This is a genomic window from Mesorhizobium sp. M0208 (assembly GCF_040322015.1).
In the GTDB taxonomy this organism is placed as follows: Bacteria; Pseudomonadota; Alphaproteobacteria; order Rhizobiales; family Rhizobiaceae; genus Mesorhizobium.
In genome coordinates this window covers 36,465-57,787 of record NZ_JAMYSP010000001.1, presented here as the reverse complement: position 1 = coordinate 57,787, position 21,323 = coordinate 36,465, and the positions used below count along the sequence as shown (strand labels likewise).

General features: G+C 62.2%; 24 protein-coding genes. 15 read left to right on the top strand and 9 right to left on the bottom strand.

All coding sequences use genetic code 11. The features are described from left to right. The first annotated feature begins 100 nt into the window (after positions 1-100). The 4 genes from NKJ17_RS00290 (at position 101) to NKJ17_RS00275 (ending at position 3,520) form a co-directional block, all read left to right on the top strand. Positions 101-1,072, top strand: a complete 972-nt coding sequence (locus tag NKJ17_RS00290; protein WP_254815767.1) for an SDR family oxidoreductase — start codon at positions 101-103, stop codon at positions 1,070-1,072. Between the two features lie 4 nt (positions 1,073-1,076). Further along, positions 1,077-2,792: an HAD family hydrolase gene (locus NKJ17_RS00285; protein WP_352686262.1), complete on the top strand. Its 1,716-nt coding sequence runs from the start codon at positions 1,077-1,079 to the stop codon at positions 2,790-2,792. Positions 2,793-2,899: 107 nt separating this feature from the next. Beyond that, the gene (locus tag NKJ17_RS00280) at positions 2,900-3,052 is read left to right on the top strand and encodes a peptide ABC transporter permease (protein WP_254815765.1); all 153 of its coding nucleotides are present in this window, start codon (positions 2,900-2,902) and stop codon (positions 3,050-3,052) included. Between the two features lie 24 nt (positions 3,053-3,076). Beyond that, positions 3,077-3,520: a PPC domain-containing DNA-binding protein gene (locus NKJ17_RS00275; protein ID WP_352686259.1), complete on the top strand. Its 444-nt coding sequence runs from the start codon at positions 3,077-3,079 to the stop codon at positions 3,518-3,520. A 10-nt stretch (positions 3,521-3,530) separates the two neighbouring features. On the opposite strand, the gene NKJ17_RS00270 is transcribed toward NKJ17_RS00275, so the two are convergent. Together NKJ17_RS00270 and NKJ17_RS00265 are read right to left on the bottom strand one after the other, a co-directional pair. After that, the gene (locus NKJ17_RS00270) at positions 3,531-4,793 is read right to left on the bottom strand and encodes a DUF763 domain-containing protein (RefSeq protein ID WP_352507052.1); all 1,263 of its coding nucleotides are present in this window, start codon (positions 4,791-4,793) and stop codon (positions 3,531-3,533) included. Between the two features lie 103 nt (positions 4,794-4,896). After that, positions 4,897-5,601, bottom strand: coding sequence for an MgtC/SapB family protein (locus tag NKJ17_RS00265; protein WP_352476927.1), 705 nt, complete (start codon positions 5,599-5,601; stop codon positions 4,897-4,899). Positions 5,602-5,826: 225 nt separating this feature from the next. On the opposite strand from NKJ17_RS00265, the gene NKJ17_RS00260 reads away from it, so the two are divergent. Continuing rightward, a complete protein-coding gene (locus NKJ17_RS00260) occupies positions 5,827-5,994 on the top strand; it encodes a hypothetical protein (protein WP_352507053.1) in 168 nt (55 codons plus the stop codon). A 30-nt stretch (positions 5,995-6,024) separates the two neighbouring features. After that, a complete protein-coding gene (locus NKJ17_RS00255; protein ID WP_352507054.1) occupies positions 6,025-7,023 on the top strand; it encodes an ATP-dependent DNA ligase in 999 nt (332 codons plus the stop codon). A gap of 135 nt (positions 7,024-7,158) precedes the next feature. Here the strand turns inward: NKJ17_RS00255 and NKJ17_RS00250 are convergent, their stop codons facing one another. Together NKJ17_RS00250 and NKJ17_RS00245 are read right to left on the bottom strand one after the other, a co-directional pair. Next, positions 7,159-7,686, bottom strand: coding sequence for a YciE/YciF ferroxidase family protein (locus NKJ17_RS00250; protein ID WP_352686254.1), 528 nt, complete (start codon positions 7,684-7,686; stop codon positions 7,159-7,161). Between the two features lie 166 nt (positions 7,687-7,852). Beyond that, entirely contained in the window at positions 7,853-8,602 is a 750-nt protein-coding gene (locus NKJ17_RS00245; RefSeq protein WP_502896173.1) for a Crp/Fnr family transcriptional regulator, read from the bottom strand. 498 nt (positions 8,603-9,100) lie between these two features. Between NKJ17_RS00245 and NKJ17_RS00240 the strand changes: the two genes are divergently transcribed. Beyond that, the gene (locus tag NKJ17_RS00240) at positions 9,101-9,298 is read left to right on the top strand and encodes a hypothetical protein (protein ID WP_254815757.1); all 198 of its coding nucleotides are present in this window, start codon (positions 9,101-9,103) and stop codon (positions 9,296-9,298) included. Between the two features lie 291 nt (positions 9,299-9,589). On the opposite strand, the gene NKJ17_RS00235 is transcribed toward NKJ17_RS00240, so the two are convergent. Further along, positions 9,590-9,754, bottom strand: a complete 165-nt coding sequence (locus tag NKJ17_RS00235) for a DUF3309 family protein (RefSeq protein ID WP_023677107.1) — start codon at positions 9,752-9,754, stop codon at positions 9,590-9,592. Between the two features lie 309 nt (positions 9,755-10,063). On the opposite strand from NKJ17_RS00235, the gene NKJ17_RS00230 reads away from it, so the two are divergent. Continuing rightward, complete coding sequence (locus NKJ17_RS00230; RefSeq protein WP_352507056.1) at positions 10,064-10,375, top strand: hypothetical protein; 312 nt, start codon at positions 10,064-10,066, stop codon at positions 10,373-10,375. Positions 10,376-10,449: 74 nt separating this feature from the next. On the opposite strand, the gene NKJ17_RS00225 is transcribed toward NKJ17_RS00230, so the two are convergent. Beyond that, positions 10,450-10,686, bottom strand: a complete 237-nt coding sequence (locus tag NKJ17_RS00225) for a hypothetical protein (protein ID WP_352686251.1) — start codon at positions 10,684-10,686, stop codon at positions 10,450-10,452. A 231-nt stretch (positions 10,687-10,917) separates the two neighbouring features. Here NKJ17_RS00225 and NKJ17_RS00220 point away from each other — a divergent pair, with 231 nt between their 5' ends. Both NKJ17_RS00220 and NKJ17_RS00215 read left to right on the top strand, forming a co-directional pair. After that, positions 10,918-11,472, top strand: a complete 555-nt coding sequence (locus tag NKJ17_RS00220; protein WP_352507057.1) for a DUF4142 domain-containing protein — start codon at positions 10,918-10,920, stop codon at positions 11,470-11,472. Positions 11,473-11,705: 233 nt separating this feature from the next. Continuing rightward, entirely contained in the window at positions 11,706-11,948 is a 243-nt protein-coding gene (locus NKJ17_RS00215) for a polymerase (protein WP_254815753.1), read from the top strand. 117 nt (positions 11,949-12,065) lie between these two features. Here the strand turns inward: NKJ17_RS00215 and NKJ17_RS00210 are convergent, their stop codons facing one another. Further along, on the bottom strand, positions 12,066-12,854 hold the full coding sequence (locus NKJ17_RS00210) for a DUF1236 domain-containing protein (RefSeq protein ID WP_352686247.1): 789 nt from the start codon (positions 12,852-12,854) through the stop codon (positions 12,066-12,068). A gap of 202 nt (positions 12,855-13,056) precedes the next feature. On the opposite strand from NKJ17_RS00210, the gene NKJ17_RS00205 reads away from it, so the two are divergent. From NKJ17_RS00205 to NKJ17_RS00190, 4 genes are all read left to right on the top strand, one after another. After that, positions 13,057-13,356 (top strand): DUF1236 domain-containing protein, encoded by a 300-nt coding sequence (locus NKJ17_RS00205; RefSeq protein WP_254815751.1) that lies wholly within the window; start codon positions 13,057-13,059, stop codon positions 13,354-13,356. A 303-nt stretch (positions 13,357-13,659) separates the two neighbouring features. Continuing rightward, positions 13,660-14,508, top strand: a complete 849-nt coding sequence (locus NKJ17_RS00200; protein ID WP_352686244.1) for a MetQ/NlpA family lipoprotein — start codon at positions 13,660-13,662, stop codon at positions 14,506-14,508. Positions 14,509-14,608: 100 nt separating this feature from the next. Continuing rightward, positions 14,609-15,706, top strand: a complete 1,098-nt coding sequence (locus tag NKJ17_RS00195) for a methionine ABC transporter ATP-binding protein (protein WP_352507059.1) — start codon at positions 14,609-14,611, stop codon at positions 15,704-15,706. Further along, the gene (locus NKJ17_RS00190; protein WP_352507060.1) at positions 15,687-16,343 is read left to right on the top strand and encodes a methionine ABC transporter permease; all 657 of its coding nucleotides are present in this window, start codon (positions 15,687-15,689) and stop codon (positions 16,341-16,343) included. Before NKJ17_RS00195 ends, NKJ17_RS00190 begins: the two co-directional genes overlap by 20 nt. A gap of 37 nt (positions 16,344-16,380) precedes the next feature. Here the strand turns inward: NKJ17_RS00190 and NKJ17_RS00185 are convergent, their stop codons facing one another. Both NKJ17_RS00185 and NKJ17_RS00180 read right to left on the bottom strand, forming a co-directional pair. Further along, positions 16,381-18,123: a hydantoinase B/oxoprolinase family protein gene (locus NKJ17_RS00185; RefSeq protein WP_352686240.1), complete on the bottom strand. Its 1,743-nt coding sequence runs from the start codon at positions 18,121-18,123 to the stop codon at positions 16,381-16,383. A 1-nt stretch (position 18,124) separates the two neighbouring features. Continuing rightward, positions 18,125-20,209 (bottom strand): hydantoinase/oxoprolinase family protein, encoded by a 2,085-nt coding sequence (locus NKJ17_RS00180; RefSeq protein ID WP_352686237.1) that lies wholly within the window; start codon positions 20,207-20,209, stop codon positions 18,125-18,127. Positions 20,210-20,427: 218 nt separating this feature from the next. On the opposite strand from NKJ17_RS00180, the gene NKJ17_RS00175 reads away from it, so the two are divergent. Next, complete coding sequence (locus NKJ17_RS00175) at positions 20,428-21,255, top strand: ferredoxin--NADP reductase (RefSeq protein WP_352686234.1); 828 nt, start codon at positions 20,428-20,430, stop codon at positions 21,253-21,255. Positions 21,256-21,323: the final 68 nt, after the last annotated feature.

The following is a 21,323-nucleotide window of genomic DNA, read 5'->3' as shown; positions in this document are numbered from 1 at the left end:
TCAGACTTCGCACGATCCGCTCCGGACTGAAGGAATGACGCCATGGCATAAACCTTTTCGCCGGACATGCGTTGTTGGGTTTCAAGCCAGGGAGATGACCATGCAGATGAAATCGGAAATCGCCGGCGAGGCCGCCAAGCAGCGGCATATCCAGCGCCGTATCGACGAGAAGGACAAGTCCAAATCCAATGGCAAGCAAAAAGGCGCTATGCAGGCCGGCGCCCGCAAATATCCCGAGCCGCCCTTCCCCGAGCAGCACCAGCCCAAGCCGGGGCATGAATGGGCGATCGAGCCGGCGCCGCTTTATGATGCGCCATTTTATATCGGATCGAAAAAGCTCGACGGCAAAGTGGCCGTCATTACCGGCGGCGATTCAGGCATCGGCCGTGCGGTGGCCGTGCTCTATGCGCGTGAAGGCGCCGATGTGGCGATCGTCTATCTCTCGGAGGACAAGGACGCCGAAGAGACCAAAAGGGCCGTCGAAGCCGAAGGCCGGCGCTGCATCCTGATCAAGGCCGATGTCAGCGAACGCGACCACTGCCACAACGCGGTGGCTGAGATCGTGCAGGAGTTTGGGCGCATCGACGTGCTGGTCAACAACGCCGCTTTCCAGATCCACTCCAGCGATTTCAGCGAGCTGACCGAGGAGCATTTCGACACGACGCTGAAGACCAACCTCTACGGCTATTTCCACATGGCGCAGGAAGCGGTACCGCACATGAAGCCCGGTTCGGCAATCATCAATACCGGTTCAGTGACCGGCATCGAGGGCTCGAAGCAACTGGTCGACTACTCCATGACCAAGGGCGGCATTCATGCCTTCACCCGCGCGCTCTCGGGCAACCTTGTCGACAAGGGCATAAGGGTCAACGCCGTGGCGCCGGGGCCGGTTTGGACGCCGCTCAACCCCTCGGACAAGGAAGCCGGCGATGTTTCGAAATTTGGCGCCGATACGCCGATGAAACGGCCCGCCCAGCCGGAGGAGATCGCGCCGGCCTACGTGTTCCTCGCCTCGCCGCACTGCTCGAGCTATATCACCGGCGAGATATTGCCGATCGTGGGCGGCTACTGACGGCATGTATTTCATTGCCCTGGCCACTGACTATGACGGCACGCTGGCGCATGAGGGGATCGTTGCCGAGAAGACGCTTGCGGCGCTTGAACGCTTCAAGAAGAGCGGCCGCAAACTCATTCTCGTCACCGGGCGCGAGCTGCCCGACCTCAAACGCGTCTTTCCCGAAGTCGCGATCTTCGACAAGGTCGTCGCCGAAAACGGCGCGTTGATCTACACGCCGGCCAGCGAGGAGGAGCGGACGATATCTCCGCCGCCCGCCCCCGAGCTCATCGCCAAACTCAGGAAACGCGGTGTCAAACCGCTTTCGGTCGGACGCTCGATCGTCGCAACCTGGGAACCGCATCAGGCTACCGCGCTCGAGGTCATCAAGAAATTGGGGCTGGAGCTGGAAATCATCTTCAACAAGGGCGCGGTGATGATCCTGCCCAGCGGCATCAACAAGGCGACCGGCCTGACAGCCGCGCTTCAGGACCTCAGATTGTCGCCGCACAACGTCGTCGGCGTCGGCGACGCCGAAAACGACCACGCCTTCCTGCGCGCCTGCGGCTTCAGCGTCGCCGTCGACAACGCACTGCCGGCAGTCAAGGAAACGGCGGATCTCGTGACACGCGGCGCGCGCGGAAAGGGCGTCGAGGAACTGATCGCCAAGGTGGTGGAGCGCGATCGCGAGCTTGTGCCGAGCCGCGACGGCATTGTGCTTGGCTCGGAGGACGGCAAGGAGGTGTATCTGTCGCCAACCGATACGGTGCTGATCGCCGGGAGCTCCGGCATCGGCAAATCGACCCTGGCGACCGCACTGACGGAGCGCTTCGTCGAGAGAAAGTTCCAGTTCTGCATCTTCGATCCGGAAGGCGACTACGATGGCCTCGAAGGCGCAGTCCGGCTGGGCGACGGCTCGAACGCGCCGACGAAAACGCAATTGCTCGATCTCCTGGAGAAGCCTGACAACAATCTTGTCGTGAATGGCCTGGCGCTGCGCGTCAACGAGCGGCCGGACTTCTTTGCCGACCTGCTGCCGGGCCTCGGCAGTCTTCGTTTCCGTACGGCACGACCGCACTGGCTGATCATCGACGAGGCGCATCACCTCCTGCCGAAGCGGCGCGACGATACTCCAATGGTGCTGGCGATGGAATTGCCGGGCACGATCCTGATCACGGTTCATCCGGACGCGATCTCAACCGAGGCATTGCGGCTGGTCACCGCCGTCATCGCACTCGGCCCCAAGGCGAAAAAGGTCATCAAGACGTTCTGCCGCGAGACCGGCACCGAACCGCCAAAGGACAAGGATCTGAGCTCTCCAAAAGACCAGCGCGTGCTGTTCTGGCGGCCGCAGGCGCACAAGAAACCCGCCATGGTCGAGCCAATCGAGCCGCGGCAGTCGCTCAAGCGCCACAGCCGCAAATATGCCGAGGGCCAGCTCGACGAGAAGGGCAGCTTCTATTTCCGCGGTCCCGACAATGCAATGAATCTCCGCGCCCATAATCTGATGATTTTCGCCCAGATCGCCGAGGGCATCGACGACAGGACCTGGGAACATCATCTGCGCGCCGGCGACTATTCCGAATGGTTTCGCCACCAGATCAGGGACAAGGAACTGGCGCGCGAGACCGCGGAGGCGGAGAAAGACGGCACACTTTCGGCGCAGGAGAGCCGCAACCACATCCTGGACGCAGTGCGCCGCCGCTATACCGCGCCCGCCACCGCGCCAAAGGAATAGATGCAAACGGCGCCCAGCCGTGGAACCTCATCCGCCAAACGAAATTGTGTTCTATCGGGCGCCAGATCCAATCAATGCCGAATAATTGCCCCGGAAAGAGACGATGGATGAGCAGCGACCCGGACAAGAATGGTCCTGTCTTTTCGGCGGAGCAGGCGCGGCAGGGCGAGATCATCCTGCGGACGCGGGCGCGCCGGATCATTTTCATCGCCGGCCTGGTGGGTCTCGTCTTTCTGGCATTGCTGGTGTGGTGGGTTTGAATTCCTGACGGCTGGAGCGAAATCATGAAATCACAACTTGTTGCCGAAAGCGCCGGGCAGAGAACGTTTGTGGTTGTGCTTAATCCCGGCGAAGAGGCGTTTGCGCAGCTGACGTCGTTTGCGGTCGAGCGTGGCGTCGGCGGCGCGTCGCTGACTGCGCTCGGCGCTTTCGAAAGGGCAACCGTCGGCTGGTTCGACCCTGGAGAAAGAACCTACCGGAAGATCCCCGTTCGAGAACAGTGTGAAGTGCTGAGCGCGATCGGCGATGTTGCCATCGGCGACGACGGCAGGCCCAGCCTGCACGTCCACGCAGTCCTTGGATTGAGTGACGGCACCACGAGGGGTGGTCATCTGCTGGACGGAATCGTGCGGCCGACGCTCGAGGTCACATTGGTGGAGACGCCTGGCCATCTGCGCCGCAGGCATCATCCCGAACTCGGCGTCGCCCTGATCGACCTGGAGCCTTGATCCGAGCCGATCACTTCGTTGATTTGACTGCGGCCGTTTCGGGTACACCCTCCCAACCGAAGGCGCTGCGGCCGCCGAGCAGATGCGATTGCTCGAACTCCCCGGCGACGATTTCCTTCAGGCTTGGGCCGGTGACATAGCGCTCGACCTGCCGCGACTGGTCGTCCAGCCGCCGCAAGGCGCCGATCTCTTCGTCACGGCCGAGCCTGGCCTTGTGGACAGCCGACTTCAGCACGCCGATCGTCTCGTCATAGACTTTCAGCGGCACAGGGAACGGGTGCCTGTCCTTGCCGCCATGCGCCAGCGAGAAGCGTCCTGGATCGGAAAAACGGCACGGCGCGCCATGCACGACTTCGGCGACCAACGCCAGCGCCCGCACCGTGCGCGCGCCGACATTGGGCACGAGGAGAAGCTCGGCGAAATCCGTCGGACCGCGCTCAGCCGCCGCGGCGATATTGCCGTGCAGGCGGCGCATGACGACATCACTTTCGCGCACATCGTGGTGCGCCGGCATGACCAGATGCGGCAGCAGCTTTTGTGCCGGGTCCGGCGCTGGCGCCGAACCCCGCTCCAAAGCGGCAAGTTCCCTCACGATGCGATCCGGTCCAAGGTCGTGCAGAAGGTCCAGTTGTCCCTGGCGCGACGCTTCGGCGCGGCGGTCGGTCAGGTTGACGATCTCGCCCTGATTGGCGCCCTCGATGGCAGCATGCGGCTGGTCGACAAAGCTCTTCAGGCCCTCGGACAGCCAGTGATAGCGGCGCGCCACCTTGCTGTCGCCGTTCATGCCTTGCTGCACCACCACCCACTTGCCGTCGTCGGTGACGATAAAGCCGTGCAGATAGAGATCGAAACCGTCCTGGACCGCGGCGCTGTCCACCTTGGCGACAAGCCGGCTGGCAGTCGCGAGGCCTTGCCCGTCGAGACCGACACGCTCGCCGATCAGGGCGAGCTCATGCGGGGTCTTGCGCGAATGCGCGCCGCGGCCGCCGCAAACGTGGATGCCGAGTTCGCCGGAAAGCGGCGACAGACCGCGCTTCAACGCTCCGACGACGCTGGTGGTGATGCCGGAGGAATGCCAGTCCATCCCCATCACGGCGCCAAAAGACTGGAACCAGAACGGATGCGCCAGCCGGCGCAGCAATTCATCGCGGCCGTAATGGTGGATGATCGCCTCGCACATGACCGCGCCAAGCCGCGTCATGCGGTCGCCAAGCCATTTCGGTACGCGCCCGCCGTGAAGTGGGAGATCAGCACTTCCCGATCGCTGTGCCACGGTCTTTTGCTTGCTCCTTGAGTCCTGCCTCGACAGATAGGTATCGAAAGGGGTGTGGAGAAGCTATGGCCTGATTCAGGCCGCGATCGTTGCAAGCCGCCAGCTACCGGGCAGGTTCGCTGAGGAGATCAAACTTCTGGATCTCGCAATGCTCGCCCACCGATTCCAGCAGATCTATTGGCGGTGCGCCAGTGTCCGGCCGCCTCCAACTGATCTCGAACGAGAAAACAGGGTCTTTGATATCCGGGCGCCTCTCTATCGCGACGAGGCGTGCCCGGTAACCAAGCGGCCCGATCATCGTATCGAGTTCCTGTCGGGCTGCGGCCTTCCAGGTCACTGCCAACTGGGCGTGGTGTTCGCGCGAAATTCGAAGATCCACCCATTTCAGGACGAGCAAGGTGGCCAGCGTCAGTGCCGTGCCGGCCGCGCCCAAGCCGTATTGGCCACCACCGAAAGCCAATCCGATCGCCGTCATCACCCACAATGTGGCCGCCGTGGTGACGCCGCTGACAAGACTGCCACGGCGAAGAATGGCGCCACCGCCGATAAAGCCGACCCCGGTCAGCACGCCCAGCGGAAAGCGCAAGACGTCCATCGATGCAAACGAATCCGGGTGCTTGCCAACGGTTCCCAGCAGAATGCTGGCCTGGACCATTGCGATGGCAGCCGCCAACCCTACCAGCACGGTGGTGCGTAGCCCCGCCGCGTGCCCGCGCGCCTCCCGGTTGAGGCCTATCAACAGGCCGGCGAGTGCGGTCAGAAGCAGTCGTGCCGCGATGTCCTGCCAAACCGGAACAACGAGGAGCATCGCGGTCACCCGTCGGGCCAGGCGCTGCTGGCCAGGAATAGCGCCATGGTCAAAGCGAACAAGGGCAAGAGCGTCTTCATCGCAAATTCTTTTTGTCGATAAGCAACAAACGATGCGCCTGGATTTTGGTTGCGCCGCCGACGATTCACCCGGCGATGGGCAGCGGCGGAACAAAACCTTCGGCCTGCGGGTTGGTGGGTTCACGCCAACGAAGGATTTGCAGTCATGGTCCGCTTGCTGCTTGCTGGAGCCGTCGCTTATCTGGCCTATCGCATCACCAAGGAGATCGGTGGGTCTGGCGAGGTCGATCCGCTGTCGCCTTCAGCCGACCAAGCCGGCCGCAAGGCGCCGAGGCAGCAAAGCGGGGCACAGAGGAATGGCCGACGGCGGTAGCGAATGCCGTAGCGGCGGCGCGGGCCAGCCATGACCGCATTTCCGTTGCCGCTCGACCTTCGTCCGATGGAAGCCAAAGCCGCCGATGCAATTCCTGGCGACGACGGGCTTTGGCAATACGAGCCGAAATGGGACGGGTTTCGCTGCCTCGTGTTCAAGGGCGACGATGCCGTCGATCTGCGTGCAAAATCGGGCAAGCCGCTCGGCCGCTATTTTCCCGAGCTCGTCGGGGTGCTGCGCGATGTGCGCTCGCGACGGTTTGTTGCCGACGGCGAGATCGTCATCGAGGTCGACGGATCGTCCTCGTTCGAGGCCCTGCAAATGCGCCTTCATCCCGCCGAAAGCAGGATCCGCAAGTTGAGCCTTGAGACGCCCGCCAGGCTGGTCCTGTTCGATATGCTGGCCGAACCCGGCGGCAGGATCATCATCGAAGAGCCTCTCACCACCAGGAGGCAGGCGATTGAGGCCTTTGTCGCGACGGCGGCACGGCCCGAACTGCACCTGTCCAAATATACGCACGACGCCGCCACCGCCGAGCGCTGGCTGCAGGGCGCCGGCCACGGCTCCACCGACGGTGTTGTTACAAAACTGATAGCCGGGCCATACCGGCCCGGCGAGCGCGCCATGGTCAAGGTCAAGCGACTGCGCACTGCGGATTGCGTGGTCGGCGGCTTTCGCTATCTCGCCGGCAGCAACGAAGTCGGATCCCTGCTGCTTGGCCTCTACAATAACGAAGGCAGGCTGGACCATGTCGGGTTCACCTCGACCATCGGCAAGGACGACAGGGCAGCATTGACCAGACGGCTGGAAAAACTGCGGGCCAAACCGGGTTTCACCGGCAAGGCGCCGGGCGGACCAAGCCGCTGGAGCACGGAGCGGAGCGGACAATGGGAACCGATAAAGCCTGAACTGGTGGTCGAGGTTCGGTTCGACCATGTGACAGGGGACCGGTTCCGGCACGGGACAAAGCTGTTGCGCTGGCGGCCGGACAAGGAGCCCCGGCAATGCACGTTCGAGCAGATCGAGTAAGTCCGCTCCGAGGCACCGCTTCAAGGCTCTAGCTGCCCGCTCTATCGTTCATGACGGACCAATGCAAAATTCACCGGTTCGCCGCGGCCAACCGAGCCTTGGCAACATTTCCGAGGCTCGGTTGCGGTTTTGAAATCAAGCGGCTTCTTGCATTGCGCGTTCGTTGACACCGCTTTCGCCGAGCTTGGAAAGCGCTTCGTCGGTCGCGACCTCTTCCTTGAGAGTTGCCCTGAGCAGCTCGACAACGTCGCTCTTGCCAAGTTCTTCCGCCCACGCGATCAAAGTGCCGTAGCGAGCGATCTCGTAATGTTCGACAGCTTGCGCCGCACCGACAAGCCCGGCGTCGAGCGCGGGAGCACCATTATACTCCTCGAGCATTTCCGAGCCCTCTTCGATGATGCCGTCAATCGCCGGACAGGTTTTGCCGCGGGCCGGCTTGCCGAATTTCTCGAACACCTCCTCGAGGCGGTCGACATGTCCTTCGGTTTCCATGCGGTGTTTCTCGAAAGCGGCGGTCACTTCTTCCAACTCCGCGCCCTTGGCCATTTTGGGCAGCGCTTTCAGTATCTTCTTCTCGGCGTAGTAGAGGTCTTTGAGCCCGTCGAGGAACAGATCCTCAAGGCCCTTGCTTGCCGCCTTCGCGGCCTTTTTCGTGGTCGCCATGATCCTCTCCCGAATGGTTGGTGCCGCCTCGCAAAGTGGAGGCGTCCGATAACCCTCCGACGGGAAACAAGTTCCCTGAAGCGACGGGAGCTTTGAAAATTTTTCCGACCCGCGTGTGGTGTCGCAAGGGCTCGACCTGCGGCAGCAATCGGCCAGGAAAGCGCCGTCAGCGCTCGCCGATATGCTCGAACAGGCGGGTGTATTCGGCCTCGGCCAAGCCGTAGCCGCCATCTGCCAGTGCGACGAGACCATCGCGGTCGCGGATGATAATTTCGCCGCGGCGGGACCGGATGAGCCCTCGCCCCTCAAGCAGCTGCAGCGCGACCGTGACACCCGGGCGCCTTACGCCAAGCATGATCGACAGGAATTCGTGAGTGATCGTCAGCCGGCCGCCGTCCACCCGATCGTCACACATGAGCAGCCAGCGCGCCAGCCGGTCTTCAAGTTTCGATCGCGCGTTGACCAGCGCGGTAAAGCCAGTCTGTACATGCAGATATTGCACGTAGCGCAGCAAGAACAGCCGCAGCGTCGGGCTTTGTGTCAGCGCCGCTTTGAACGGCTCGGCGTCGATCTTGGCGGCTTCTCCCGCCAGCTGCACATAGCAATCATGGACCGTACGGTCGTCGCCCATTATCAGGGCCGAGCCGGTCATACCTTCCAAGCCGACAAGGCCAACTTCCGCATCGCTGCCGTTCGGCATTTTCGCAACCACGGAACCGATACCCTCCTCGAGGAAATAGATGGCCTCGATCGGCGATCCGGACACTTCGAGCGATTGCCGTAACTCCAGCGAACAGCGCTCGATGTGCGGCTCGAGAGATGCGAAATCGCCGGCGCTCATTCGGCGCAACAGCTTGTTTTTGTATGGATTTCTATTGGAATATGGATTCTTATTGGAAGTTGCTGGATCAGACATAGCTGGGCCCAAAACAGGGCAAGAGCTTTTTTATCTCCCAGCCGTCCGCGCCCGGTATAACCTGCGAACGATAGCGCTTATATAAGCACTGAAAGGTATGGAGCCTACTAAATAAAAAAATGAATCGATGCACGGCAGTTCTCCTGCCGCTTGCCTACGAAAACATCCGACTGAAAGTTAGAGTCGGAAACGTACCAAAGACGGTTTGGTACGAAAACGACAATTGAGATCGCCGGGCGCAAAAGAGCCCGTCGCGAGGGATGCAACGGGCTCCATTCGGGCGTCGTGGGCTACGCCCAGTGATCCAAATGAGGGTGGGTTGGATCGCAGCAACAATGCAGGTGCGAGACAGTCGTTCCCAAACTGTCTGCTTGGTAATTTCTGTACATTGAGTTTGGACGAGAGCGGCGCTAATTGAATTGGAGTCGTCCACACAGGCATGGCGAGTGGACGCTAGAAAGACGCTTCGCGCTTTCGCCCTTTTCAAGGGAGGATGGCATGTCGATGCAAGGTGCAGCAACTCCAGCCGAACTGAGCGTGCTGAGAAAAGCGCTCGACGACTGCTGCCGCGAGTTGGGTGTTGCGGACGACAGTCCTGTCCGCGAGCGGTTGGCAGCCCGTATCATGTCGCTGTTCAACGAGGGTGTGCTCAGCGCCGATCTGAAAGAAGCGCTGGCCGCCGATCGCCAACACTAAGCTGCTGCTATGGTGGCGTCCTCGGCGCCGAAAGGTTCGGCACCGAGTCGCCCTTTCTGGCCAGGGCCCCGGTTTGCCAAGGATACTTGGAATCTTGTCTTTTCACGACAAAACGCCCGGCGCTTATTACCAGGCGGCAGGCGTTTTTGTCGCGAGCGTGACACTAACGCGTGTCGCGCTTGACCGGCCTCATGCGATGCACTTTAGGTTCCTGTTTTATGCATGTCGTTATCACAAAACCGCTGCACACCCTCGGGTCAAGCCCGGGGGCATGCTTTTGCGCGACATGCCTCAAATGCGCCCAAGCAGGACCAGGATAATGACGATAAGCAGCACCAGGCCGAGGCCGCCACCACCGTAATAGCCGGTGCCATAGAACGGTCCGCCGCCCAAGCCGCTGAAGCCGCCAAGCAAGGCAAGGACCAAGATGATGATGAGAATGGTTCCAAGGCCCATGATGTCTGCTCTCCTTGTTTGCGCTGCCGCCATTCGCATCAGCGCGTCGCATTGTACAAAGGTATGAACTCGCAAGGAGCATTCCTGTTCCGGCGGGACGGTAGGGCGTACACTCATGCGGCAAGCAAAATGCCGGGCCGTGCCGTCAGAAAAGTCCACAGATGCATGCCTGCAGAGAATGGCATGGCGGCCGCCTTGAACACCTGAGAACATGCTGAAATTCATGGGGAATTTGTCGGAACCTTCGCCCGCCCGAACGGTTGTTTTCTTAGTCGCAACGCGACGACCCTCGTAAAAAGGAGAAGCATCATGTTCACGAAAATTCTCGCAGCTTCCGCGCTTACGATCGGTCTGGCCACGTCAGCGATGGCCCAGAACGTCGGCGATCCCTCCGGAGACGCTACCGACGGCAGCGGGCGGACGATCGTGGTCCCGGATAATGGCGGCCCTGACAGCGGCACGGATTCGACCATCACCAACAGCATTCGCGATTTCTCAACGACGAATTCGAATGCCGACCGGAATTGCCCGCCAGGCCCGCAGGGGGCTCTGCCCGATGCGACCGGCAAGGCTCCTGGCACGATGGCCCCGACGCTGAACGACAACCACTGCGGCAAGTAAGCGCCCGGTGATCACAGCACCAGGCCGCGGAGCATAGGCTCCGCGGCCTGTTGGTTTTTGCCGCAAATTAGCGCCTAACGGCCGCGGTGGTCAAAACTGACCGCGATCTCCCGACCGTCCAACGCGCGAACGATGAAGCCAACCAGCTCCTCGTCGGTTTGCCGGAACCAGGGAAAGCGTCTGCGCAAATCGGCTATGACGACGGTGGTCGAGAGAATATCGCCGGAATGGTAGTCGGCCATGACGGTATGAATGGCTTTGTCGGTATCCATACCAAGCGGCGACTTGATCTGCCCCACGGAAGCCTCCACCCATCTCTCCCGGCCAACGATAGCAAGACCGCGGCAAAGCGAAAGAGCTTGTACGATTGCGTACGATCTCGCCGCGTGCGTTGCAATTTGCGGGACGCAGCCGGCGTCCTTTGTTTTGCGTTTCCAAACTATTGTCTGGCGTCGCGGCGGCTCTGGCGCCACGACCAGGCAACCTCGCTGCAGCTTCCGCGTTGAGCCATCGAGGGATGACATCAGCCTCGGAGAGCTCCCATGAAAACACTTCTATCCATCACTGCGGCAGCGATGATGGCCGGCGCGCCTTTGGTTGCTTTTGCCCAATCGGCGACGCTGACGCCTCTAACGACCGACACCATGAGCAAGGTTGACACTGCGACGTTCGTCAAGACGGTGCCCATCGCCAATACATTCGAAATCGAATCGAGCCGACTTGCGCAGACGCAGGCGAAGGCCGACGACGTAAAAGCCTTCGCGGCGCAAATGGTCACGGACCACACCAAGGCCGACGAGGAGTTCAAGGCGGCGCTCAGCAAGGGTCAGACGACTTCGGCCACCGCGCCAGCCGGCCCGCCGCTGGACACCAAGCACCAGGCGCTGCTCGACCAACTCAAGGAGGCCAGCGGGGACAGCTTCCAATCGAAATACATCGACATGCAGACCCAGGCGCATAAGGAAGCGGTGGCGCTGTTTTCCGCTTACGCAAATTCCGGCGACGATCCGGCGATGAAGGAATTTGCCAAAAAGACGCTGCCGGTGCTGCAAATGCACGAACGTCACGTGAAGGATCTCGCTGCCGCGCATCAATGAGGGCGACGACCGCCAGCGGTTTCGCCAACGGAGACGCCGGGCTTGAAGGGAGCGGCTGTCGTCGGCCCCGGGAACAAAGTACCGAGAGTGCCGTTATTCACTTGGCCTATTCCCGGGAGGATCCAATGGGAGGCGGCATTCGCGAGGCGCCGAGGGCAGTAGAGCTGGGTTTCGGCGCCGTTCCGATTGCCGCTGTCACAGGCTGAATCGATTTCCGGCCGGGACAGGTTACCATGCGCTACGGCGAGATATTTGCAAACGCAACGGCGCTCTTGTTGCTGGCGCTGATGGTTGGCGGCATCTTCATCTTGTTTGGAGAACCGCTGTGGCCGCGGCACTACGCGAGAATGGTGCTGGTCCCGAATATTGATGCCATGGCCACCGCGTCATTCCGAACAAGGTGCGCTCCAAGTCCATGCCTGCCCGACACCATCGATCAGACCATGCTGGCTCCTCGCCCCGAGGACGGACCGTGATCTGCGATTTGCAGACGCTGCAACGCTGTGGAGCGGGATGCGGTAAGGCCCGCCGCGCAAGTCGCGCCGCGGGCTTACCGGTGCAATCAAACGGTCTTGCAAACCGTCCGGCTACAACTAGGTCAGGATAAGCACGATCTTGTAGGTATTCGGATCGACGATGACGATCCGGCCATCGGCCAGCACGAAATATTCATAGGATTCGTAAGCCGGAACGATCTTGACGATGCGCGCCGGCAGACGATGCAGCCGGACCTTCTTTCGCGGAACCTCGACGCCGACAGAGATGTCGAAATCGACATTGGAAACCGGTTGGACATTCGTTTCCTTGATGACCTGGGTAATTTCTGTCTTCTGTTCAACGGTCACATTGCTGATGGAAGCGGTCGAACTCTGGTCCTGCGTCTGCGTAGAGGCGTTGCCCTGAGTCTGCTCGCTGGTCGTGGTCCCAGTCTTGCTCTGAGCCTGCTCCTCGGTCTTCATTTTCGTGTTGCCTTGGGCCTGCTCGGTAGTGGTGGTTCCGGTTTTGCCCTGGGCCTGCTCGTCGGTTTTCATTTTGGTGTTGCCCGTGGCCTGCTGGTCAGTCGTGGCGCCAGCGTTGCCCTGAGCTTGCTCGTCGGTCTTCATTTTCGGCTTGCCCTGAGCCTGCTGGTCAGTCGTAGCGCCAGCCTTGCCCTGGGCTTGCTCGTCGGTCTTCAGCTTTTTGTTGCCCTGCGCCTGTTGTTCAGTCGTAGCGCCGGCCTTGCCCTGGGCCTGCTCGCCCATCTTTGCGCCATTTGGACAGTTGGCAGTGCCGGCTGCGCAATTGGCGCCGGACTGGTCGTCGGTCGACTGCTGCGTCTGGGCAAGTGCCGCTCCGCAGCTGACGCTGATTGCTAGCATGCTGGTAATCAGAACGCCTTTCATGAGAGATCTCCTTGGAAAATGCGTCCCTTCACCGCGTAAAACTGCGGCTAAAAAACTTTGTTCCAAATTAACCGAGCGAAACGGCAAGCGATCCGAGCGGCGGAACAAGCTTTGCCCGGTGACGTTACCGACCTAGCGACCCCGCTGCGAACGGCATGACGCGGCGCAGCGCAGAGGTGGCTCACGACGAAAGGAGACGATCATGAGAATGCATCTTTCCGCGGCTGCGGCTGGGTTCTTGCTGCTTGCGGGTGTTGGCGCCGCTGCGGCCCAGGACGTGGTCATCGAACCGCAGCAGGAGACGATCGTACGCGAGTATGTGAAAAAGCAGCCTCTGGCGTCCGTCCAGCTTCCCGGCGTGGAGCTCAATGTCGGCTCGACACTGCCCGATACCGTCGAGCTTCATGAAGTTCCCAGCGTCAAATACCGCTACGTCGTCGTCGACAATCGGACCGTCCTGGTCGATCCTGGCACGCGCAGGATCGTGAAGGTCATCGAGTGAACAAGCGCGTCGCTTTGAAGGGACATGCGGCGCGTCCAGCATTGTCGACAGACTGCTGCACTTGTTGGGCATTCCGACGCAGAAAGGCCCGCCGTTCCGACGCACGGCGGGCCACATAGCGAGTCACCACGCCAGGCGGCAGGGTCCTGTGCTCGCCAGGCCAGAAACTTTGAGAGAATATTCCCGGCTCCTCATCTGGTGTGAAATACTGTTCTTTGATCTGGCGATCAGCATTTCCGATGATGCCCGCAAGGCTTCGCATTCCGCCTGGCCGCAACGATTGCAAAACCGATGAGATTGACCATGCCTGGGAACACCAACACTTCGCTTCAATTCTTCTCGGCAACTATAAGCCGGCGCGCCGGCTTCGCTGTACTTCTTGCATCAGCGGTTGCGATTGTCAGCCTTGCTGCGCCGTCGTTCGCCGAGGACAAGACGGCGGTCAAGGTCGGCATCATGAGCGGCGAGGACGAGGACGTCTGGCGCGTCGTCACCGCCCAGGCGGCGGAGAGGGGCCTGACGATCGAGACCGTGGTGTTCAACGACTATACCCAGCCGAATGAAGCGCTCGAGCGTGGCGAAATCGACGCCAACGCCTTCCAGCACAAGCCCTATCTCGACAACCAGATCAAGACGCAGGGCTATCACATCGTCCCGGTCGGCTATACCGGGGTCTGGCCGATCGGCCTTTATTCCAAGAAGTACGCGAATATTGCCGACCTGCCCGAAGACGCGGTCATTGGCGTGCCGAACGACCCGTCCAATGAGGGCCGCGCACTGCGCGTCCTGCAGAGCGAACATCTGATCAAGCTCAGGGAAGGCACCGGCATTCTGGCGACGACCACCGACATCGCCGAAAACCCGAAGCACTTGGTCATCAAGGAGCTGGACGCAGGCATCGTCGGGCGCTCGGTGGAAGACCTCGACGGGGCCGTAGTCAACACGGATTGGGCGCTTAAAAGCGGCCTCACACCGGAGAACCGCATCGCCCAGGAGGCGGTGGCCGACAATCCCTATCGCAATTTCATCGCGGTCAAGGCCGGCAATGAAAACCAGCCCTGGGTAAAGACATTGGTCGCTTCCTATCAGAACGAAAAGGTGAAGGCCGAATTCGACCGGGTCTACAAGGGAACCGGCATCAGCGCCTATTGATGCCGAGCTCAACTGGGCGCTGAAGCCCGGCATGATAAAGCGGTCCGCGCTTCAACGCGGACCGCGATCGCGTTTGCGGGACACCAATACAGGAACTTTTATGAACCAGCATTTCGCCTCGGTCACCGAAGTCACGCATCCCGTCGGCGGCCGCTCCGCGGGATCGAACGATGTCGTGCGCCTCATCGAGCTGAAGCGCCGTTTCGGCGCGACAGCGGCGCTGGACGGCGTGTCGCTCAGCGTGCGCCAGGGCGAGATCCTCGGCATCATTGGCCGTAGCGGCGCCGGTAAGTCGACGCTGATACGCTGCCTGAACGGCCTGGAGCGGCCGGATTCAGGACAGGTCTTCATCGAAGGCCGCGACATCAGCCGGCTCGGCGAGCGCGAATTGCAGCCGCTGCGCCGGCGCATCGGCATGATCTTCCAGCATTTCAACCTGCTGTCCGCCAAGACGGTCGAAGACAATGTAGCGCTGCCGCTCAAGATCGAAGGCCGGCCCAGGGCCGAACGCCTGGCGCGCGCCGCCGAGCTGCTCGAGCTTGTCGGCCTGTCAGAGAAGGCGAAAGCCTATCCGGCGTCGCTGTCGGGCGGGCAGAAGCAGCGCGTCGGCATTGCCCGGGCGCTTGCGGCGCGCCCGGCGCTGCTGCTGTCGGACGAAGCGACCTCGGCGTTGGACCCGGAGACGACGCGCTCCATCCTTGCCTTGCTCAGAGACATCAACCGGCAGCTCGGCCTGACCATCCTGCTCATCACGCACGAGATGGAGGTGATCCGTTCGATCGCCGATCGTGTCGCGGTGATCGACACTGGGCGGATCGTCGAGCAAGGCCCGGTCTGGTCGGTTTTTGCGGACCCCAAGTCGGCGATCACGCAGAGCCTGCTCGGCGGCATCCGGCCGCAATTGCCGGCAGAGATCGCAAGCCGGCTAACGCGGAACGCCGGCGTGGAGGCGATCCTCAGGATCGACGTGGCCGGTGAGGCCGCGCGAAGCCCGCTTTTGTCCGATCTTGCCTCGGCAGTTCCCGGCTCGTTCCGCCTCGTGCATGGCGGCATCGATCACGTCCAGCAGCAGCCGGTCGGGACACTGTTCGTTGCGGTCGCCGGCAGCAATGAAGCTCACCTGGCAGAGGTGATCGCGTTCTTGAAAGCCCGCCAAGCGCGGGTGGAGGTGCTTGGCCATGTCGCCGGTTCTGTTTGAGCTTCTCGTCCGTTCGATCTGGGAAACGATCCTGATGACGGCCGCCTCCGGCCTCATCTCGCTGGTTTTCGGGCTGCCGCTCGGCCTGGCGCTGGTCGCCACCGACCGCGGCGGCATCGCCGAAAACCTGTGGGTGAACCGCGCGCTTGGCGCTGTCATCAACGGCTTCCGCTCTGTGCCTTTCATCATCCTGCTGGTTGCGCTGATCCCGGTGACGCGGCTGATCGTCGGCACCTCGATCGGCACCTGGGCAGCGATCGTTCCGCTGTCGATCGCGGCGACGCCCTACTATGCCCGGATCGCCGAAGTGTCGCTGCGTGAGGTCGACCACGGGCTGATCGAAGCGGCGCGCGCCATGGGCGGCAACCGCTGGACGATCATTCGCGAGGTGCTGGTGCCGGAAGCGCTGCCCGGCATCGTCGCCGGCTTCACGGTGACGCTGGTGACGCTGATCGGCGCCTCGGCGATGGCCGGCGCCATCGGCGCCGGCGGGCTCGGCGACCTCGCCATCCGCTACGGTTACCAGCGCTTCGAAACGTCAGTCATGATCGCCGTGGTCATCGTCCTGGTCGTCCTGGTCTGCGGCATCCAGTGGGCCGGCGACCGGCTGGTCGCGAGGCTGGATCACCGCAACTGATCGTTGGCCGCAAATGAGGGAATCCGATGCCGCGCCGTCATCCGGCGCGCCTCTTTTCCGTGGCTGCCCGGTCGATCCCCAATCCATCCGCCGAGAGAGCGACCCCGAACCTTTCGGCGGCTTCTGCGGGCGTGTAATAGCCCAGCGCGACATCCCTCGCCACCAGATCGGCGTCCCGCTGCAACGGATCGCCATAGCCGCCGCCGCCCGGCGTGCCGACGCGCACGCGGTCGCCGGCTTTCAACGCGATGTCCTGCTCCTTGGACAGGTGCGGCGGCACATGTTCCTTGCCGTCGCGGAACACGGCGACCGTGTTGACCGCGCCGTCCTTGCCGCCGAGCGCGCCTTGCGGGCCGAAGCGGCCGTGGTCCATGACGAAAGAGGCACGTGCATCGCCGCGCAGGATTTCCACCTCATAGGCGAGCCCGAAACCGCCGCGATGCTTGCCGGCGCCACCGGAGCCTTCCCGCAGCGCATAGTGGCGGTAGAGCACCGGGAAGGCCTGCTCCATGATTTCGACCGGCGGCGACTTGGAGATGCCTATGGTCGAGCAGCCATTGGTCAGGCCGTCGTGATCGGCGTTGCCGCCATAGCCGCCGCCGGAAATCTGGTACATGACGTAGTCGCGGCCGCGCGCCGGATCGTTGCCGCCGAGCGCGAAATTGCCGCTGGAGCCGGCCGGAGCCGCCGTCACCCGGTCCGGCAGCGCCTGCACCATCGCTGCGAACACCGCCTCGGCGATGCGCTGCGAAACCTCGGCTGCGCAGCCCGACACAGGGCGTGGATATTTGGCGTCGAGGAAGGTGCCTTCCGGCCGCTTGACGATCAGCGGTTCGAAGGCGCCGGCGCTGATCGGCACATCTGGGAAAATATGGCGCATAGCGAGATAGACCGAGGACAACGTCGTCGCCAAAACGCTGTTCATCGGCCCGGCGCAGGGTTTTGATGAGCCCGAGAAGTCGAAGCTGAGCGTGTCGCCTTTTTTCTCGACTGCCAGCGCGATGATCAGCGGCTCGTTTACCACGCCGTCTGAATCGACGAAGGCCTGCGAACGATAGATCCCGTCGGGAATGGCCGATATGTTGACGCGCATCTGTTCAGCGGCGCGGCGCCGCAATTCGGCGATCGCTTCGACAACCGTTTCATCTCCGTAACGATCCAGCATTCCGTTGAGCCTGTCCTGACCGATCAGTAGTGCCGCCGCCTGTGCGCGGATATCGCCAATGCGCTGGTCGGCGACACGGATGTTCGAGCAGATGATGGCGTAGATCTCCGGGTCGAGCACGCCCTTCTTGAACAGTTTCACCGGCGGCAACCGCAAGCCTTCCTGCTCGACCGCTGTTGCCGAGGCGGAGAAGCCGCCCGGCACCGAACCGCCAATGTCGGGCCAATGGCCGGTGTTCGACAGCCAGCAGAAGATCTTCCCGTCCCGGTAGACCGGCATGGCGAAGCGCACATCCATCAGATGGGTGCCGCCGAGATAGGGATCGTTGACGATGTAGATATCGCCCGGCTCGGGCGGCAGGCAGCGTCCGTCGGCGATCATCTCGATCACCGTTTTGGTCGAATACTGCATGACGCCGACGAACACCGGCAGACCCTGGCTGCCTTGCGCGATCAGCGAACCATCGAGCGCCGAATAGATGCCATCCGAACGGTCATTGGCCTCGGCGATAACAGGCGAGAACGCGGCGCGCGAAAACGTCAGGTCCATTTCGTCGCAGACCTGCTGCAGGGCCGCCTGGAGGACCGAAAGCGTAATAGTGTCGAGCTGCGCCATCTCAGGCCTCACCGATATCGATGATGATGTTGCCGTCGGCATCCGACCGCGCCCGGTCGCCGGGCTCGAGCACGGTAGTAGCGTCCATCTGTTCGAGGATCGCCGGCCCCATGATGACTGCGTCGAGCGGCAGCTTTTCCCTGCTGTAGACCGGCGTATCGTACCAGCGCCCGCCATACCAGACCGGCCGGATCTCGCGCCGCGCCTCTTCGAGCGTTTTGGCGCGCCCAGCCGGGTCGATCAGCCGGGACAGATCGATCGTCGGCCGCACGCCGGTGACCGACGTGTTGAGGTTGACCAGATTGGCGCGGATTTCCGGTAGCTCGACCTTGAAGCGGGCGAAATAGGCACTCTCGAACAGTTGCTGCAGTACCTGGCGTGTCACCGCAGACGAGGGCAGCGGCACGTTGATGATATGCGTCTGGCCGATGAACTGCATGTCGGCGGAATGCGTGACACGGATTGCTTCCGGCTTCACCGCTTCCTTGCCGATCAGCTCCTCGCCTTCGTTTCGGTGCCGTTCCAATATCTCGTAGAGTTGGGTTTCATCGAGACCGGCCACCGGCTGGTTGACCGTGTTGACGAAATCATGGCGCAGATCGGCGACGACGCAGCCGAGAGCATTGGTGATGCCCGGCCGCGCCGGCACCAGCACTTTCGGCAGGCCTAGTTCGCGCGCCAATGCCGTCGCATGCAGCGGACCGGCGCCGCCGAAGGCGAACAGCGCGAAATCGCGCGGGTCGTGGCCGCGCGACACCGAGACCATGCGGATGGCGCCGGCCATCTTCACGTTGCCGAGCCGCAGCACCGCACCCGCCGCTTCGACGCCGGACAAGCCTGTGGCGCGGCCGATCCTGTCCTCGAATATGCCGGTGACCCGTTCGACGGTGACCGGGTTTTCCACCGCGAGCAGCTTCTTCGGCGCCAGCCTGCCGAGCACCAGATTGGCGTCGGTGATGGTCGGCTCCAAGCCGCCGCGTCCGTAGCAGATTGGCCCGGGATTGGCGCCGGCGCTTTCCGGGCCGATCTGGATCAGGCCGGCCGCATCGACGCGGGCGATCGAGCCGCCGCCGGCGCCGACCGCATGCACCGCCACCATCGGCACGTAGATGGGCATCGCATATTCGATCTCGATCTCGTTCGACACTGCCGGCTCGGCGTTGCGGATCAGCGCCACGTCGGTCGAGGTGCCGCCCATGTCGTAGGTGACCAGGTTTTCGAAGCCGGCGCGTTTGCCGGTATAGGCGGCAGCAATGACGCCGGAAGCGGGGCCGGACATGACGGTCTTGGCCGACTCACGTGTGACAAAGCGGGCCGAGATCATGCCGCCATTGCCGTTCATGATCAGGAAGTCGCGGGCGTAGCCTTTTGACGCCAGCTCCTTGCGCAGCCGCTCGACATAGCGTTCGAGGATCGGTTGCACCGAAGCGTTGACCGAAGCGGTCACGCCGCGTTCGAATTCGCGCGCTTCCGAAAGCAGGGCGTGGCCTGTCGTGATGTAGCCGTTCGGCCAAAGCTCGGCCGCTATCTCGGCGGCGCGCCGCTCATGCGCCGGGTTGGCATAGGAATGCAGGAAATGGATGACCAGGGATTCGCAGCCGGCTGCGATCAGTTGTGAAACCGCTGTCCGCATTTCGGCCTCGTCGAGCGGGATGCGCACCGCGCCCGAGGCCTCGACCCGCTCCGACACTTCGAGCCGCAGATTGCGCGGAATGATCGGGACGAAGGTGCCCGTCATGCCATAGGCCTGCGGCCGTGTCCGCCGGCCAAGCTCGATGACGTCGCGAAAGCCGCGCGTGGTGATCATGCCGGTCTTGGCCAGCCGGCGCTCCAGGACCGCGTTGGTGGTCGTCGTCGTGCCGTGCACGATGAGGGCGATGCCGTCGACCGGAAATCCGGTGGCGCCAAGTGCCGAAACGACGCCGAACGCCTGGTTGTCGACTGTCGTCGGGGTCTTGGCGATGTGCACCCGGCCACCGTCACGGCCATCGATCAGAAGGAGGTCGGTAAAAGTTCCGCCGACATCGATGCCGGCGACGACGCTGCCAGTCGAATCCAGCGCTTGCGTCGAAAAATTCTGTCCCATTGTCGAAACCCGAAATGCCCGAACTGCCTACATGCCTTAGTTTGGAAAGCTGTTTTACGGCGGCGTCTTGACGCAAATATCGTTTGTATACTAATAAATTCCGGACACAAGAGCTTACCGCTTCGGAGTGTGCAAACGGCACGCTGGAACCTGACCGGTTCGGGCGCGCAGGTGGAGATTTGGCGCCGGCGCTGAGCCGGCCCAGAAGGTTAGGTTTGATGAACACCACATCCGCGTTCAACGCAGCCGGCGCCCGGCCGTTGCAGTTCCCGATACCGGCCAATGTCTATGCCGAAACCGTGGTCTCGGTGAAGCATTATACCGACCGGCTGTTTTCGTTCCGCATCACCCGGCCGCAGTCGCTGCGCTTTCGCTCCGGCGAATTCGTCATGATCGGCCTGCCCAATGCCGAGAAGCCAGTGTTCCGCGCCTATTCGATCGCCAGCCCGTCCTGGGACGACGAACTCGAGTTCTTCTCGATCAAGGTGCCGGACGGCCCGCTTACCTCGGAGCTGCAGAAAATCGAGATCGGCGATACCGTCATCATGCGGCAGAAGTCGACGGGCACGCTGGTGGTCGACGCGCTGACGCCGGCCAAGCGCCTGTTCATGATCTCGACCGGCACCGGCATTGCTCCCTTCGCCAGCCTGCTGCGCGATCCCGATACTTATGAGAAGTTCGAGCAGGTTATCCTGACCCATACCTGCCGCTACAATGCCGAGCTCACCTACGGCCAGGAACTGGTGGCCGCACTGGAGAACGATCCGCTGATCGGCGAGCTTACCGGCGGCCGCGTCACGCTGTATAATTCGACGACGCGCGAGACCTCCGAGCGCATGGGCCGCATCACCGCGCTGATCGGCTCGGGCAAATTCTACACCGATCTCGGCATCGACAGGCTCAATCCCGAGACCGACCGCATCATGATCTGCGGCTCGATGCATATGCTCAAGGACGTCAAGGAGCTGGCTGAAAGCCACGGCTTCCAGGAAGGCTCGCTGCATCATCCGGCAAGCTTCGTCGTCGAGCGCGCCTTCGTCGGCTGAGACGCGGCAGTTCAGAGTCTACTGGTTTGCGACCCTGATTTTGACCATACGGTCAAAAGTCGGCTGCC

What these genes read in the sequence shown, in the direction of transcription:
- NKJ17_RS00175 (WP_352686234.1), top strand. Translation starts at nt 20,428, where the DNA reads ATGAACACCACATCCGCGTTCAACGCAGCCGGCGCCCGGCCGTTGCAG.
- NKJ17_RS00230 (WP_352507056.1), top strand. Translation starts at nt 10,064, where the DNA reads ATGTTCACGAAAATTCTCGCAGCTTCCGCGCTTACGATCGGTCTGGCC.
- NKJ17_RS00260 (WP_352507053.1), top strand. Translation starts at nt 5,827, where the DNA reads ATGGTCCGCTTGCTGCTTGCTGGAGCCGTCGCTTATCTGGCCTATCGC.
- NKJ17_RS00275 (WP_352686259.1), top strand. Translation starts at nt 3,077, where the DNA reads ATGAAATCACAACTTGTTGCCGAAAGCGCCGGGCAGAGAACGTTTGTG.
- NKJ17_RS00200 (WP_352686244.1), top strand. Translation starts at nt 13,660, where the DNA reads ATGCCTGGGAACACCAACACTTCGCTTCAATTCTTCTCGGCAACTATA.
- NKJ17_RS00195 (WP_352507059.1), top strand. Translation starts at nt 14,609, where the DNA reads ATGAACCAGCATTTCGCCTCGGTCACCGAAGTCACGCATCCCGTCGGC.
- NKJ17_RS00220 (WP_352507057.1), top strand. Translation starts at nt 10,918, where the DNA reads ATGAAAACACTTCTATCCATCACTGCGGCAGCGATGATGGCCGGCGCG.
- NKJ17_RS00280 (WP_254815765.1), top strand. Translation starts at nt 2,900, where the DNA reads ATGAGCAGCGACCCGGACAAGAATGGTCCTGTCTTTTCGGCGGAGCAG.
- NKJ17_RS00185 (WP_352686240.1), bottom strand. Translation starts at nt 18,123, where the DNA reads ATGGCGCAGCTCGACACTATTACGCTTTCGGTCCTCCAGGCGGCCCTG.
- NKJ17_RS00285 (WP_352686262.1), top strand. Translation starts at nt 1,077, where the DNA reads ATGTATTTCATTGCCCTGGCCACTGACTATGACGGCACGCTGGCGCAT.
- NKJ17_RS00205 (WP_254815751.1), top strand. Translation starts at nt 13,057, where the DNA reads ATGAGAATGCATCTTTCCGCGGCTGCGGCTGGGTTCTTGCTGCTTGCG.
- NKJ17_RS00215 (WP_254815753.1), top strand. Translation starts at nt 11,706, where the DNA reads ATGCGCTACGGCGAGATATTTGCAAACGCAACGGCGCTCTTGTTGCTG.
- NKJ17_RS00245 (WP_502896173.1), bottom strand. Translation starts at nt 8,602, where the DNA reads ATGTCTGATCCAGCAACTTCCAATAAGAATCCATATTCCAATAGAAAT.
- NKJ17_RS00250 (WP_352686254.1), bottom strand. Translation starts at nt 7,686, where the DNA reads ATGGCGACCACGAAAAAGGCCGCGAAGGCGGCAAGCAAGGGCCTTGAG.
- NKJ17_RS00235 (WP_023677107.1), bottom strand. Translation starts at nt 9,754, where the DNA reads ATGGGCCTTGGAACCATTCTCATCATCATCTTGGTCCTTGCCTTGCTT.
- NKJ17_RS00255 (WP_352507054.1), top strand. Translation starts at nt 6,025, where the DNA reads ATGACCGCATTTCCGTTGCCGCTCGACCTTCGTCCGATGGAAGCCAAA.
- NKJ17_RS00290 (WP_254815767.1), top strand. Translation starts at nt 101, where the DNA reads ATGCAGATGAAATCGGAAATCGCCGGCGAGGCCGCCAAGCAGCGGCAT.
- NKJ17_RS00265 (WP_352476927.1), bottom strand. Translation starts at nt 5,601, where the DNA reads ATGCTCCTCGTTGTTCCGGTTTGGCAGGACATCGCGGCACGACTGCTT.
- NKJ17_RS00180 (WP_352686237.1), bottom strand. Translation starts at nt 20,209, where the DNA reads ATGGGACAGAATTTTTCGACGCAAGCGCTGGATTCGACTGGCAGCGTC.
- NKJ17_RS00190 (WP_352507060.1), top strand. Translation starts at nt 15,687, where the DNA reads ATGTCGCCGGTTCTGTTTGAGCTTCTCGTCCGTTCGATCTGGGAAACG.
- NKJ17_RS00240 (WP_254815757.1), top strand. Translation starts at nt 9,101, where the DNA reads ATGTCGATGCAAGGTGCAGCAACTCCAGCCGAACTGAGCGTGCTGAGA.
- NKJ17_RS00210 (WP_352686247.1), bottom strand. Translation starts at nt 12,854, where the DNA reads ATGAAAGGCGTTCTGATTACCAGCATGCTAGCAATCAGCGTCAGCTGC.